We start from the raw sequence: 13,098 nt of genomic DNA, 5'->3' as shown, positions 1-13,098 counted from the left end.
CCTGCTCCCACACCCCTGGAGACATGCGATGCACAGCGTTGCGCTGATGGTTTACCCGAACTTCCAATCCCTGAGTCTCAGCCTGGGCTCGGTGTTCGAGTGCGCGAACCTGCTGCGCGGTGAGCCGGCCTATGAGTTTCATCTGGTGTCGGAAAGCGGCGGCGCGGTGATGACGTCCCAGGGTTTTTCGGTGAACACCACACCGATCCGGCCGGAGGGTTACGACACGCTCATCGTCAGCGGCTACCTGGAATTCCGCCTGCCGGAAGCCAACCTGCTGGAACTGGTCAAGGCCGCCTCCGCCCAGTCGCGGCGCGTGGCCTCGCTGTGCATGGGGATCTTCGTGCTGGCCGAAGCCGGTCTGCTCGAAGGCAAGCGCACCACCACCCACTGGATCCACGCACCGGCCTTTCGCAAGCGCTACCCGGATATCCGCCTGGAAGAGGACAAGCTGTTTATCGTCGACGGCCACATCTGGACCGGCGCCGGCATGAGCGCCGGCGTGGACCTTGCGTTGGCGATGGTGGAGAACGACCTGGGCAGCGACCTGGCGCGGCGCATTGCACGCAAACTGGTGATCGCCCAGCGTCGCGGCAGCGAGCAATCGCAGTTGTCGGCGCTGCTGGAGCTGGACCCTAAATCGGACCGCGTGCAACTGGCCCTGGCCTACGCCCGCGAGAACCTGACCCATGACCTCTCGGTGGAAGCCCTGGCCGAAGTCGCCCGGCTCAGCCCGCGCCAGTTCAGCCGGGTGTTCCGTGAAGAAACCGGGCAGACACCGGCCAAGGCCATCGAGTCCCTGCGGGTCGAAGCCGCCCGGGCGTTGATGGAAACCAGTCGACACCCGGTCGAGGTGGTGGCCCGCGAAACCGGGTTTGGTGATCGCGAGCGCATGCGCCAGGCGTTTTTAAGGGCGTTCGGGCAACCGCCGCAGGTGATGCAGCAAGCCTTTAATGCAGCGCCGCCCGCGTAATCAGGTAACTCACCAACTGCAGGTCATCCTCCAGTTCAATCGTCTGCACCGGGCGCGGCAGGTTATCCAGCACCGTGCGCCAGAACGCCTGAGACACTTCGTCCTGGTCATAGAACCGCACCAGCCAATTGGCCTCGCCGCTGCAAAGCACCTGGGTGGCGATGGCGCGGCCAATGCCTTTGCGGCGGTAGCGCTTGAGGATGAACAGGTCGGCCAGTTCCAGGGCGTCGATACCCGGCAGTTCGCTGCCTTCGATCAGCAGGAAACCGGCGATGTAGCCGTCGACCAGCAACAGGTTGGCGCTCCATTGCGGGTCCTGCCAGTAACGGGTCAGGTGTTCGTCATGGATATAGAAGCGGCCATCCGCCTCGACATCTTCCTGTTCCCAGTCCGACGACTCGTAGGCGTAGTACTGGTAGAGATTGCGGATCAGCTCGGCGTGCTCCGGGCCGGTCTGGATCAGTTCGAAGGTGGTTTCAGGCATGGGGCTCTCGGTCAAAAATGCAGGGCGCCATTGTTCACAAAACGCCGGGACAGTCCAATAGAGTCGCCAACCTTTCTACTTGCTGAACCGATTGCAAATAGGCGTTGCCTCCCCCGAAACCTTGAAACATTTCGAATAAACTCCGCGAAATTGCCTCTCTTTTTCAAGGACACGTATTGTGAGCAACGTCTGTTCCGCCGGCCTGGATGTGGGGTTTGCCTCCCTGGACTACCTGCAGATCTTCATCCTGGGCGTGATCCAGGGCATTACCGAACTGTTGCCGGTGTCGTCCACCGCCCATATGCGCGTGGTACCCGCCCTGCTCGGCTGGCAAGACCCCGGCTCGGCGTTTTCCGCAGCCATGCAGTTGGCGGCGCTGGCGGCGGTGGTCAGTTACTTCTGGCGGGATGTGCGCCAGGTGACCACCGGCAGCATCGGCGCCGTGCGCCGGGGCGACTACAACGACCCCTGGTTCAAGCTGGCGGTGGCGATTGTGCTGGCGACGATCCCCATCGGCATTGCCGGGCTGGCGTTGTCGTCGACGTTGAATGCCTGCAACTCGCCGTTGCGCGGGTTGATGGTGATCGGTATTTCCTGCGTGGTCATGGCGGTGCTGTTGGCGGTGGCGGAAGTGCGTGCACGCCACACCCGCGAAGTCAGCGAAATGCGCCTGCGGGATGCGTTGATCGTAGGGATTGCACAGATTGGTGCGTTGATTCCTGGCGTCTCGCGTTCCGGCTCCACGCTGACCGCCGCGCTGTTCCTCAACTTCAAGCGTGAGGAAGCCGCGCGGTTTTCCTTCCTGCTGGGCCTGCCCGCCATCGCCCTCGCCGGTTTGAAAGAATTGTGGGTGTTGCTGCATGCCGATATGCCCGTGCATGCCTGGCCGCACCTGCTGTTCGGCCTGGTGGTGGCGAGCATCTCGGCGTTTTTTGCGATCTGGGGGCTGATGAAGTTCCTGGAGCGGTTCTCCACCTGGCCGTTCGTGATCTACCGCGCGCTGCTGGGGGTGTTTCTGATTGTGGCGGTCAGCACCGGGCTGCTGAGCTGAAAGCAGCGGCCACGGGAGCAAGCGCCCTCGCCACACCCCCAGTACGACACTGTAGTGAGCGGGCTTGCCCCGCGCTGGGCTGCGAAGCGGCCCTAAAACCGACCGATGAAGCGTATCTGATACACCACGTTCCTCCTTTTTGGGGCTGCTTCGCAGCCCAGCGCGGGGCAAGCCCGCTCACTACAGTCAAAAGATGTGTAGATACCTAGGGTTATCGCAGGCAAGCCACATTCAAACTGACTGAGCGGGTTCAAGGTCATCACTGACAGCGCTGCCACACCTCGCGAATCAACGCCTGCATCTTCAGCGCTTCGGCCCAGCGATCGCTGATTTCACGGCCATCTGCGCCGGTGATCGCATAGGGCGGCGGGCCCAGTTCACAGGTGAACGACAGGCTCTGCGGTGCCTCGGGCCGCGCCAGCCAGTGTTCAATCCCGTAGCGCCACCACTCGGTGAAACGTTGCACCCAGGCGTGATGCTGGGGGAAATCCAACGACACCTGCACCTGTTCGCTGCTGGCCACGCGGCCGTGAAACCCCCAGCTGTGGCGCAGGACAGTGCGGATCTGTTCATCGTCCTCGGCGGCACCAGGCTCCGGCAGTTCACGCCCGACCACGTAGTGGGACAGGTCGGCCAGCAGTTTCAAGTCGGGCATCTGCGCCAGCAGGTCGAGGGTGAACAGCAGGTCATTGGTGAGCCGATAACGGTGGGTTTCCAGCAGCACCGGAAAGTCCACCTGCTCGGCCAGGCGTTGCCAGCCTTCGACCAGTCGCGCCGCTTCGCGTTGAGTACGCGGGCGCACGTCGGCTTGCAGGGTGAGGTGGTGACAGCCGTAGCCGCTGACCACATCCAGCGCGGCCGCCAGGTCATCCACCGATTGCGGGAACAGCTGGCCTTCGATCTGCAGGCCCCTGGCCGTGGCGGCGGCGTGCAAGCGGGCGACGTCGGCGGGTGTGTAGTAATGGTCGGTAATGCCGTCGAAACCGGCGGCCTTGATGCGGTCGAGTTGGTCGTCGAGTGTGCCGGGCTCGGTTTGCATCGCCCACAGGGATTGGAACACCAGGAATTGGCGCATATCAGCCTCGCAGCAGGTGTTTGAGGGACAGCTCGGCGTCGGCCAGGCTGGCCGCGTTGAGCGGTATACGTGCGCTGATCAGGCGCTCACACAGCTTGATGTCTTTGGCCACGCTGTTGCCCGGCGCCCAACCGCAGGCACCGTGCAAACGGTGCTCGGCATCCAGGTAGAACAGCAGCACGCCGCCGCCCGCCAATGGCCGGCTGACCGTCAAGGGCGTGATCACGCCCACGGTCTGCAAGCCCCAGTCGTACTGGTCGGACCAGAAACCGGGGAGCGCGTCGAACGGCACGTCGCGCCCCAGCAGATTCAACGCCGCATGCCGCCCCTGGACCTCGGCGTTGCGCCAGGTTTCCTGGCGCTGGTAGAGACCGCCCAGGCGAAACTCACACACGTCACCGGCGGCATAGATGTCGGGCGCGCTGGTGCGCAGGTGCGTATCGACACGAATGCCCTGCCCCACGTCCAGCCCCGCCGCCGTGGCCAACTCGATATTGGGCTGCATGCCGATGCCGACGACGACCAGATCGCACGGCAACCGTTGCCCGTCCACCAGCAGCACGGCGTCGGCCTGGATGGACTCCAAGGCCACATTCAAGCGCACATCCACGCCGTGTTGGCGATGCAGCGCCAGCAGCGCCTCGCTGATGACCGGCGGCAATACCCGCCCCGCCAAACGCGGTCCGGCTTCGAGCAGCGTGACTTCACAGCCCAAGCCACGTGCCGTGGCTGCCACTTCCAGGCCGATAAAACCGCCACCGACCACCACCAGCCGCGTCCCGGCCTTTAGCGCGTTGCGCAGGGCCAGCGCTTCATCGTGGGTGCGCAGGTAAAGCACATGGGCTTGCTCTTGGGGCAAGCGTCGTGCCCGTCCGCCAGTGGCCAGCAGCAGACCGGCATACGGCAGCCACTGGCCGTCGGCGAGTTGCAGGCGATGGTGTTCCGGCTCCAACTGGGTCACCGGGTCACCGGCGATATGCTCGATACCCAACTCCGCCAGCCGTGCGCTGTCGCACAGGCTGCACCCGGCCAGGTCCGCCGTGCCCTGCAGCACAGCCTTGGACAGCGGTGGTCGCTCGTAGGGCAAGTGCGGCTCATCGCCGATCAGGATCAGGCGCCCGGTGTAACCCTCTTCGCGCAGGGTCAGCGCCGCACGGCCACCGGCATGGCCGGCGCCGACGATGATCAGGGGTGCGCTCATGGTCACGCCGTGACGGCGAGCAACACCCGCCCCGCTTCGACCCGCACCGGGTAGGTCTTGAGGTTGACGCACACCGGCGCGCCCATGGCTTTGCCGGTGCGGTAATCGAAGCGCCCGTTGTGCTTGGGGCACTCGATCACGTGGTCCATCACCAGGCCGTCGGCCAGGTGGATTTTCTCGTGGGTGCACAGGCCGGCGGTGGCGAAAAACTCATTCTCGGCCGAACGGTACACCGCGTAGGTATGCGGCCCGTGGTCGAAGCGCAGCACGTCTTCCTCGTCTATTTCGCCCACGGCGCAGACGTCGATCCATTGATCGTTCATGGCGTTTGTCTCCAAATGACTGACTGCCCCTGTGGCGAGCGCGCTTGTTGTGGCGAGCGAGCTTGCTCGCGCTGGGCTGCGAAGCGGCCCCAAGATCGGCAGTCGAGTTATGTCTGAATGAATGCAGTGGTTTTATTGGGGCTGCTGCGCAGCCCAGCGCGAGCAAGCTCGCTCACCACAATGGGTTGGGCGCTGGACGAAATAGGTCGGGTCGCTGCGCTGTTTCCAGATCGTCGGCAGGATCTCTTTGTACGCCTCGAACAGGTTGGCGTATGGCGGCGGGCAGTCGCTGCGGATTTCTTCGTGCAGGTGCTTGAGCGCGTGGTACGGCACCATCGGGTACATGTGGTGTTCGAGGTGGTAGTTCATGTCCATGTAGATAAAACGCAGCACGCGGTTCATGTAGATGGTGCGGCAGTTACTGCGGTGGTCCAGCACGTCTTCGGCCAGGCCGACGTGTTGGGTAAGGCCGAAGACGTAGCCGAGCCAGGCGCCGTAGAGACTCGGCAACCCAATCAGCATCAGCGGCAACCAGCTATGCAGGTACAGGGCGGTGCCAATCACCACGGCATAAATGCCGACCCAGATCCGCGCCGCGCGAAACACTTTGGGCCATTCGGATTCCGGGATGAAGTCCGCTTCCTGGGCACTCATCTTGCCAATGGCATGGCGCGCCACGCCGCCGAATGTCTTCCAGGCCAAGGGCAAATTGAACAGGCTCAGGAACATCATCAAGAAGCTCGGTGGACGCGGCTCGACGATCTCCGGGTCGCGGCCGACCACGATGGTGTCGGTGTGGTGACGGGCATGGCTCCAGCGCCACACGTGGGGTTCGAAGATGCACATGAAGCTGGCGACTTGGTACAGCACGTCGTTCATCCAACGGGTCTTGAATGCGGTGCCATGGCCGGTTTCGTGCCAGCGCGGGTTGGACGCGGTGCCGTACAGCACCCCATAGACGAGGAAGAACGGCACGCAGGCCCAAGTGCCCCAGAACCAATAAGCCCCGAAGCCTGCGGCCAACAGCGCGACCACCCAGATGGCGGTGTCGAGCAAGGCCGGGCCGTCACGGCGCTGCATCAGTTCTTTCATGCGTTTACGCGAGATGGGCGACTGGTACCAGTTGGCCGAGACCAGGCCTTTTTCAGCGGCGCGGGCGGCTTCGGGGCCGGTGAGGCTGTAGTCGCGGCGGGCGGTGTGAGCGGTGTGTTCAGGCATTGTTATTGTTCTCCGCAAGCGGTGGTTTCTAGTGCTTTACGAAACCCACCATAGAGAACCGGTAAATCCCCCTCAAGGCCTTGATTCCATTCCCTATCAAGCTATCATCCAGGCCTAGCGGAGCTTGATAGTTTTCTATCAAGACATTCAAAGGGCTTGTCATGAACAACAATAAACGCCCAACCATCGCCACCGTTGCCGCCCATGCAGGGCTGAGTGTGGCCACCGTCGACCGCGTATTGAATGCGCGTGCGCCGGTCAACCCGGACACCGCCGAGCAGGTGTTCCAGGCCGCCGAAGCCGTGGGCTATTTTGCCGCGCGGCTGATCGGCCAGCGCATTCGCGAACGTCGGCCGACTTATCGTTTCGGCATCCTCTTGCTGGGGACCGCCCAAGCGTTCTACGCCAACCTGGCGCAGTCGATCAGCACCGCGGCGCAGCATTACGCCACGGCCAACCTGACGTGCCAGTTCGAATACATCGTGGATCGCACCCCCAGCGCTATCGTTGCGCAGATCGAACAGTTGGCCGTGCAATGCGATGGCCTCGCGGTGGTCAGCTTTGCCCATCCGCTGATCAACGCCTGCCTCAAGCAGATCCGCGAAGCCGGCGTGCCCGTGGTCGCCCTGCTCTCGGATATCCACGAGCAAGCCCTGGAGCCCTACGTGGGCCAGGACAACCACGTGGTCGGCCGCACCATGGGCTGGTTGCTCGCGCGCACTGGCGGCGCGCGCAAAGGCAGCGTGGGGATCCTGCTCGGCGGCCATCGTTTTCTCGGCCACCAGGCGCGGGTCGAAGGCCTGCACAGCTACCTGGCCGAACACGCGCCGGGGCTCAAGCCGCTGGAGCCGTTGATCAACCTGGACAACTGCGACATCACCGAGGAAGCCACTCTCGACCTGATCAGCCGCCACAGCGACCTGCGCGGCCTGTGCGTGGTGGGCGGCGGCGGTGACGGCATCATCAGCGCCCTGGCGCAGTTGCCCAAGCGACCGGCGCTGTGCTGCATCTTGCAGGAGTCGACCGAGCTGTCACGCCAGGCGCTGCGCCAGGGTTTGATCGATGTGGTGATGGATTCGCAGCCGGGGCAGACGGCGACCGCACTGGTGCAGTTGCTGGTGGCCTTGCAGAGTGAGGAACTGGAGCGCACCGAGGGGTTCGATCCGGTGCGGCATCGGGTGTATATATCGCCGCAGATTGTGACGTCGGAGAACCTCTAGCGGGCGCGGCACTCGATGATCAAGCCGCCCTCCTCCCGCACGTGACTCTCGATCACCACGGGCAGGAAGCGTTGGATCACCTGCATATTGCTGTGCAGATGGTCGCTCATGTGCGGCGTGGTGAAGCGCCCCCCACCGGCCAAGGCCATCGGCAGCAGCAACTGATCGGCCAGGTGTTCGCCCACCGCCGTGTCGGTTCCCCGCCACGCCAGGGCCTGGTCGATCGCCTGGTCGGCCACGGTCTCGGCGCGCACGTTGGCCAGGCCGAAGGCGCTGAACACTTCGCTGACATGCTCGTGGACATACTCCAGCATCAGCACGTTGCCCGGGCCTTGCGCTGGGTCGATCTCTATCGGCAACCACTGCCTGTCGTCGAACGACAAGCGCTGGCGCACGCGCCTGAACTCACGCTCGCTCACCTGGGCAGGCAAGCCGGCGTTAAGCGTAATGGCGCGGGCTTCGAGCAACTTACCGCGCTGCATCAACTGCAACGGCGCCAGCTCAGAGGGTTGGACAAATGCCTCCAACTCACCGCCGCCGGCGGGCACGAACCCATACCGGTTCAAGTTCAATTCAACACGCGCGCCCATGCGTCGCAACAGCACAAGCCAGGCGCGCTGTAAGAAGTCCACCGGCGGCGCCAGCGGATTGTGGGTGCCGCCACAGATCGTCACGCGACTGGCCGTGGGTGCGTACAGCAAGGCCGGCAGCAGGGTCTGCAACACTAGGGTGCAGCTGCCGGCGGTGCCGATGCTGAAGCGATAGTCGCCGCCTTGAATCGGCCCCGGCTCGAACACCAGGTGCTGCGAGCCCAATTGCGCACCGTGCACCTGGGCTCCACAGACTTGCGCCGCCGCCAGCACAGCGGTCAGGTGTTGACGCATCAACCCTGGCCGACTGCGCTTGGCGCGAATGTTTTTGATGCGCAGGGTCAGCCCGGTCACCATCGACAGGCTGAGGCCGCTGCGCAGTACCTGGCCACCGCCGATGGCGCCGTCGAGTTCAATCACGTCCTGTTTCATCGTCATCCTTAAGCAAAGCGTTTGACCGTGTCCCGCAGGTACCGGTCCAGTGGGTGTGAGTCTGCCTGGGTGCGTGGCAAGACCGGCACGCTGCGTTCCAATTCACCGTGTATATACGCGTGCAGCACCGGACGCCGAGGCCCGTACGCCGCTTCCCCGGCATTGCGTTTCAACACCAGCAAGGCGTCCACTTCATCGAGCAGTTGCGGGTCATCCACCGTGCTCAACAAATCGGCGAACGTCATGGGTGGACGGCCCAGCCCGAGGTCGATCCAGCGCACCGCGAGTAACGGTCGCAGCACGTAGAAGTACTTCTTGAACCGCACCGTGTCGCCTTGCAGGTAACCACGAAAGTTTTTCCTGGCCATCGACAGGTAATGACTGCGCGCCGCCGGCGGGCTGTAGAACGTCTCGGCCAAGGCGCGCAATTGCACTGTCGCCTCGACGTGCTGGCGATACACCAACGGCGAGTCCAACCATTCCAGCAACGTGGGGTTGGATTTGCGCAGCAGGCCCAGCGTCTTGCGCAACTCCCAGCCACTCACGTCCAATTCGTCATCCAACGGGCGCTCGATCACATCGCGCGGCGCATCCACCTGCATGAACCAGTCGGGTTTTTCCACGTAGACAAAGCGCACGTCGTAGTCGCTGTCGGTGGAAGCAAACCCCCAGGCCCGACTGCCGGACTCACAGGCATACAGCACCGTGACATTGCGCTCGCGCTCTAGGCGGTCGAGCTCCTGTAGCACCCGCGCGCGCATCGCGTCGCTCAATGGGTGGCGTTCATCCTTTTGCATCTTGATTCCCCTTTCAGCCTTTGACGCACACCACTTGGCGCAAGGTGTGCAGCACTTCCACCAGCTCGCGCTGAGCATGCATAACCTGGTCGATGTCCTTGTAGGCCATCGGAATTTCGTCGATCACATCGGCATCCTTGCGGCACTCCACATGGGCGGTGGCGCGGATCTGGTCGGCCAGGGTGAAGGTGTTCTTCGCCTTGGTGCGGCTCATGGTGCGGCCGGCGCCGTGGCTGCAGGAGCAGAACGACTCTTCGTTACCCAGCCCGCGCACAATGAAGCTCTTGGCGCCCATGGAGCCAGGAATAATCCCCAGCTCACCTTTCCTGGCCGACACCGCACCTTTACGCGTGACCAGTATCTCTTCGCCGAAGTGCCGCTCTTTCTGCACGTAGTTGTGATGGCAGTTCACGGCCTCCAGCGCCACGTCAAACGGCTTGCTGATCACCTGGCGCGTGGCCTGGACCACCGCACGCATCATCAATTCGCGATTCTGCCGGGCAAAATCCTGGGCCCAACCCACCGCTTCCACGTAGTCATCGAAGTGCTGGCTGCCCTCTTCGAAGTACGCCAGATCGCGGTCCGGCAGGTTGGTCAGGTGTTGGCGCATGTCGGCCTGGGCCAGCTGGATAAACAGGTTGCCAATGGCGTTACCCACCCCTCGGGAGCCGCTGTGCAACATGAACCACACACGGTTGGCTTCATCCAGGCACACCTCGACGAAGTGGTTGCCGCTGCCCAGGGTGCCGAGGTGTTGGCGGTGGTTACTGCGCTCCAATTGCGGGTACTTGTCGGTGATCGCCTTGAAGCGTGGGTGCAGCGCCGACCACACCTGATCGGCCTGGGCCGGTACATGTTCCCAAGCACCTTTGTCGCGGCCCTGGCGGCTGCGGGTACGACCATGAGGCACCGCGGCCTCGATAGCGCAACGCAGGCCGTGGAGGTTGTCGGGCAAGTCGCCGGCCATCAACGTGGTACGCGCAGCGATCATGCCGCAGCCGATATCCACGCCCACTGCTGCCGGGATGATCGCGCCCACGGTGGGGATCACGCTGCCGATGGTCGAGCCCTTGCCCAGGTGCACATCCGGCATCACCGCGAGGTGCTTGAAGATGAACGGCATCTGGGCGGTGTTCATCAATTGCTTGCGCGCCTCAGGCTCCACAGGCACGCCCTGGGTCCAGAGTTTGATCGGCTTGCCGTTGGCGACTTCCAGCAGTTGGTAGGTGTTCTCTTGCATGATCTCGATTCTTTTTTTAAAAGCCGGCACTGCGGCGTTGGCTGGGATATAGCAGCGGGCGTGCCAGGTTTTTCCATACCGGGCTTAAAGTTTTTAAGCTATTGTTTTATATCGATATTTTTAATGTAAACGCATTGAGGCGTTGAAAACCGATGACAAGGGCCTCACGCCATTTATATCCTTGGCTATCGTTATTTATATTTTGGTCTAGTCATGAAACACCAGCGCACAGTCGCCATCGGGTTTATCGGGTCCAAGCTGGATCGCGTCGGCAAGGGCGCCAACCGCTGGAATCACTGGCGCCCCAGCGTCGGCCTGTGCCAGCAAGATAACCTGCAGGTTGATCGCCTGGAGCTGATCCACGACATCGACGCCCGTGACGTCAGCCTCGCCGAGCGGATACGCGCCGACATCCAGCAGATCTCGCCCACCACCGAGGTGCGCCTGCACCCCATGCCACTGAACGACCCCTGGGATTTCGAAGAGGTCTACGGCGCGCTGCACGACTTCACCGCCGCCTACACCTTCGACACCGACCATGAGGACTACCTGGTCCACATCACCACTGGCACCCACGTGGCCCAGATTTGCTGGTTCCTGCTCACCGAGGCACGCAACCTGCCGGCGCGGCTGATCCAGACCGCCCCCCTTCGCCGCCGTGACGACACCACACCGGCCGCGGGCACCCACGCCCTGATCGATCTCGACCTGTCACGCTACGACCGCATCGCCTCGCGCTTCGCCCACCAGCGCCTGGAAGGCCTGGCCTTCCTCAAGTCAGGGATTGCCACGCGCAACAGTGCGTTCAATACCACCATCGAACAGATCGAGCGCGTGGCCGTGCGTTCCACCGCGCCCATGCTGCTGATCGGCCCCACCGGCGCGGGCAAATCCTTTCTCGCCCGGCGCATTTACGAACTCAAGCGCAGCCGCCACCAGGTGCAGGGGCGCTTCGTGGAAGTCAACTGCGCCACCCTGCGCGGCGATGGCGCGATGTCAGCACTGTTCGGGCATACCAAGGGCGCCTTCACCGGCGCGCAGAACGCCCGCGACGGCCTGCTGCGCGCGGCGGACGGCGGCATGTTGTTCCTCGATGAAATCGGCGAGCTGGGCCTGGATGAACAGGCGATGCTACTCAAGGCCATCGAAGAAAAACGCTTTTACCCCATGGGCGCCGACCGTGAAGTGGCCAGCGACTTTCTGATCATCGCCGGCACCCACCGCGACCTGCGCGGGCGTGTGGCCGAAGGGCTGTTTCGCGAAGACCTGTATGCGCGCATCAACCTGTGGACCTTTGACCTGCCGGGCCTGACGGGAAGGCGCGAAGATATCGAGCCCAATATCGACTTCGAACTGGAGCGCCACGCCCGCGAGCAAGGTCGTCGCGTGCGCTTTAATCTGGAGGCGCGCCGCCGCTACCTGGCGTTCGCCTGTTCCAGCGAAGCGGCATGGCTGGGCAACTTTCGCGAGCTGTCGGCCTCCATCACACGCATGGCCACCCTGGCCGACAGCGGGCGTATAGATGAAGCCCAGGCCGAAGAGGAAATCCAACGCCTGCGCTACGCCTGGGGGCTGACCGAACCCCATGCGCTGCTACCGGCCGATCTGGACCTGTTCGACCAATTGCAACTCAAGGCCGTAATCGACGTGTGCCTGCAATCCGACAGCCTTTCAGACGCCGGCCGCCGACTGTTCGGTGTGTCGCGCCAGGCCAAGGCACAACCCAATGACGCAGACCGCCTGCGCAAATACCTGGCCCGCTTTGCCATTGAATGGAAACAGTTGAAGCCATAGGCCTGCGAGACGACCCGCCAGCGAGCGGTTAGTGGCATTTGGTCATGGTTTGTAAAGGGCCAGCAAGGCAGGTCCCTTTTAATTGCAGGACGTTTCCTAGACAATCCTCGCCGCCTTGTGCCTGCTGGAATCGGTGGCTAGTCTGCGGTCCGTCGCTGCCAATTCAGTGATCGGGTTTAGTCGCCCGGCATTCCAAAAGGCGCATGATCCTCCATGAGGTTTAATGGTGGCTGTGCGCAGGGCGCCCTTGGGTGCGCCGGATTTTGCCTTTTGGCCGGTCGACTAACCTGCGTACAGCCGCCACCCTACGTTTAGTCGCGAAAGGTTCGGCTCCCTGAGTCCAAAAGGAAGCTAAACAATGAACAAAGACGCAAACGACCCCGCCAAAGACCGCGCCGCCTTCAACCGCGCCATCGATCACTACCTGCCCACCCAGGGCTTCCACTCCATCAACGAAGACCTGAGCTTCGAAGACGCTCTGCTCTACACCGCCAGCTTGCTCGACAGTGCATCGGCGACCGCGCTGGATTGTGGAGAGACGCTGGATAATCCCGAGCGGGCGAAGATCCTGGCGGTGTGGCATTTACTGGAGATTGCCAAGACCACCGTGGATCGCTCCATCGAGTGCCTGACTCCCCCTAAGACAACCGCCTAAATACGATTAACCCTGCGGGAGCTGGCTTGCCTACGATGGCCATAG

The 13,098-nt window shown here is 63.0% G+C and carries 12 protein-coding genes and 1 pseudogene; 5 read left to right on the top strand and 8 right to left on the bottom strand.

Features of this window, described 5'->3' with window-relative positions:
• Positions 1 to 28: 28 nt before the first annotated feature.
• The gene (locus tag ACI512_RS15025; protein WP_064055226.1) at positions 29 to 973 is read left to right on the top strand and encodes a GlxA family transcriptional regulator; all 945 of its coding nucleotides are present in this window, start codon (positions 29 to 31) and stop codon (positions 971 to 973) included.
• Here ACI512_RS15025 and ACI512_RS15020 read toward each other — a convergent pair.
• A pseudogene (locus tag ACI512_RS15020) lies at positions 951 to 1,495 on the bottom strand (GNAT family N-acetyltransferase). The gene ACI512_RS15025 and the pseudogene ACI512_RS15020 overlap by 23 nt on opposite strands.
• 140 nt (positions 1,496 to 1,635) lie before the next feature.
• Here ACI512_RS15020 and ACI512_RS15015 point away from each other — a divergent pair.
• Positions 1,636 to 2,508 carry an undecaprenyl-diphosphate phosphatase gene (locus tag ACI512_RS15015; RefSeq protein ID WP_012723617.1) on the top strand — a complete coding sequence of 291 codons (873 nt, stop codon included), beginning with the start codon at positions 1,636 to 1,638 and terminating at the stop codon, positions 2,506 to 2,508.
• A gap of 259 nt (positions 2,509 to 2,767) precedes the next feature.
• On the opposite strand, the gene ACI512_RS15010 is transcribed toward ACI512_RS15015, so the two are convergent.
• The 4 genes from ACI512_RS15010 to ACI512_RS14995 form a co-directional block, all read right to left on the bottom strand.
• Complete coding sequence (locus tag ACI512_RS15010) at positions 2,768 to 3,583, bottom strand: sugar phosphate isomerase/epimerase (RefSeq protein ID WP_236383266.1); 816 nt, start codon at positions 3,581 to 3,583, stop codon at positions 2,768 to 2,770.
• A 1-nt stretch (position 3,584) separates the two neighbouring features.
• A complete protein-coding gene (locus tag ACI512_RS15005) occupies positions 3,585 to 4,784 on the bottom strand; it encodes an NAD(P)/FAD-dependent oxidoreductase (RefSeq protein WP_236383265.1) in 1,200 nt (399 codons plus the stop codon).
• Between the two features lie 2 nt (positions 4,785 to 4,786).
• Complete coding sequence (locus ACI512_RS15000) at positions 4,787 to 5,107, bottom strand: MocE family 2Fe-2S type ferredoxin (protein ID WP_046036525.1); 321 nt, start codon at positions 5,105 to 5,107, stop codon at positions 4,787 to 4,789.
• A gap of 132 nt (positions 5,108 to 5,239) precedes the next feature.
• Positions 5,240 to 6,325 (bottom strand): fatty acid desaturase family protein, encoded by a 1,086-nt coding sequence (locus tag ACI512_RS14995; RefSeq protein WP_405121859.1) that lies wholly within the window; start codon positions 6,323 to 6,325, stop codon positions 5,240 to 5,242.
• A 161-nt stretch (positions 6,326 to 6,486) separates the two neighbouring features.
• Between ACI512_RS14995 and ACI512_RS14990 the strand changes: the two genes are divergently transcribed.
• Positions 6,487 to 7,545 carry a LacI family DNA-binding transcriptional regulator gene (locus ACI512_RS14990; RefSeq protein ID WP_236383262.1) on the top strand — a complete coding sequence of 353 codons (1,059 nt, stop codon included), beginning with the start codon at positions 6,487 to 6,489 and terminating at the stop codon, positions 7,543 to 7,545.
• Here ACI512_RS14990 and rtcA read toward each other — a convergent pair.
• The 3 genes from rtcA to ACI512_RS14975 are packed head-to-tail and all read right to left on the bottom strand — an operon-like array spanning position 7,542 to position 10,604.
• Positions 7,542 to 8,567 (bottom strand): RNA 3'-terminal phosphate cyclase, encoded by a 1,026-nt coding sequence (rtcA, locus tag ACI512_RS14985; RefSeq protein ID WP_236383260.1) that lies wholly within the window; start codon positions 8,565 to 8,567, stop codon positions 7,542 to 7,544. The genes ACI512_RS14990 and rtcA overlap by 4 nt on opposite strands.
• Positions 8,568 to 8,575: 8 nt before the next feature.
• Positions 8,576 to 9,364, bottom strand: a complete 789-nt coding sequence (locus tag ACI512_RS14980) for a nucleotidyltransferase domain-containing protein (protein WP_236383259.1) — start codon at positions 9,362 to 9,364, stop codon at positions 8,576 to 8,578.
• Positions 9,365 to 9,377: 13 nt separating this feature from the next.
• Entirely contained in the window at positions 9,378 to 10,604 is a 1,227-nt protein-coding gene (locus ACI512_RS14975) for an RtcB family protein (protein WP_236383257.1), read from the bottom strand.
• A gap of 213 nt (positions 10,605 to 10,817) precedes the next feature.
• Here ACI512_RS14975 and rtcR point away from each other — a divergent pair, with 213 nt between their 5' ends.
• The gene (gene rtcR, locus ACI512_RS14970; protein ID WP_236383255.1) at positions 10,818 to 12,398 is read left to right on the top strand and encodes an RNA repair transcriptional activator RtcR; all 1,581 of its coding nucleotides are present in this window, start codon (positions 10,818 to 10,820) and stop codon (positions 12,396 to 12,398) included.
• A gap of 358 nt (positions 12,399 to 12,756) precedes the next feature.
• A complete protein-coding gene (locus ACI512_RS14965) occupies positions 12,757 to 13,053 on the top strand; it encodes a DUF6124 family protein (RefSeq protein WP_236383247.1) in 297 nt (98 codons plus the stop codon).
• Positions 13,054 to 13,098 lie beyond the last annotated feature (45 nt).

The organism is Pseudomonas petroselini (genome assembly GCF_045037875.1).
GTDB lineage: Bacteria > Pseudomonadota > Gammaproteobacteria > Pseudomonadales > Pseudomonadaceae > Aquipseudomonas > Aquipseudomonas petroselini.
Note: the sequence above shows the minus strand (reverse complement) of the source record. Positions and strands in the feature narration are given on the sequence as shown.

What these genes read in the sequence shown, in the direction of transcription:
- rtcR (WP_236383255.1), top strand. Translation starts at nt 10,818, where the DNA reads ATGAAACACCAGCGCACAGTCGCCATCGGGTTTATCGGGTCCAAGCTG.
- ACI512_RS15000 (WP_046036525.1), bottom strand. Translation starts at nt 5,107, where the DNA reads ATGAACGATCAATGGATCGACGTCTGCGCCGTGGGCGAAATAGACGAG.
- ACI512_RS15005 (WP_236383265.1), bottom strand. Translation starts at nt 4,784, where the DNA reads ATGAGCGCACCCCTGATCATCGTCGGCGCCGGCCATGCCGGTGGCCGT.
- ACI512_RS14975 (WP_236383257.1), bottom strand. Translation starts at nt 10,604, where the DNA reads ATGCAAGAGAACACCTACCAACTGCTGGAAGTCGCCAACGGCAAGCCG.
- ACI512_RS15025 (WP_064055226.1), top strand. Translation starts at nt 29, where the DNA reads ATGCACAGCGTTGCGCTGATGGTTTACCCGAACTTCCAATCCCTGAGT.
- rtcA (WP_236383260.1), bottom strand. Translation starts at nt 8,567, where the DNA reads ATGAAACAGGACGTGATTGAACTCGACGGCGCCATCGGCGGTGGCCAG.
- ACI512_RS14990 (WP_236383262.1), top strand. Translation starts at nt 6,487, where the DNA reads ATGAACAACAATAAACGCCCAACCATCGCCACCGTTGCCGCCCATGCA.
- ACI512_RS14965 (WP_236383247.1), top strand. Translation starts at nt 12,757, where the DNA reads ATGAACAAAGACGCAAACGACCCCGCCAAAGACCGCGCCGCCTTCAAC.
- ACI512_RS14980 (WP_236383259.1), bottom strand. Translation starts at nt 9,364, where the DNA reads ATGCAAAAGGATGAACGCCACCCATTGAGCGACGCGATGCGCGCGCGG.
- ACI512_RS14995 (WP_405121859.1), bottom strand. Translation starts at nt 6,325, where the DNA reads ATGCCTGAACACACCGCTCACACCGCCCGCCGCGACTACAGCCTCACC.
- ACI512_RS15010 (WP_236383266.1), bottom strand. Translation starts at nt 3,583, where the DNA reads ATGCGCCAATTCCTGGTGTTCCAATCCCTGTGGGCGATGCAAACCGAG.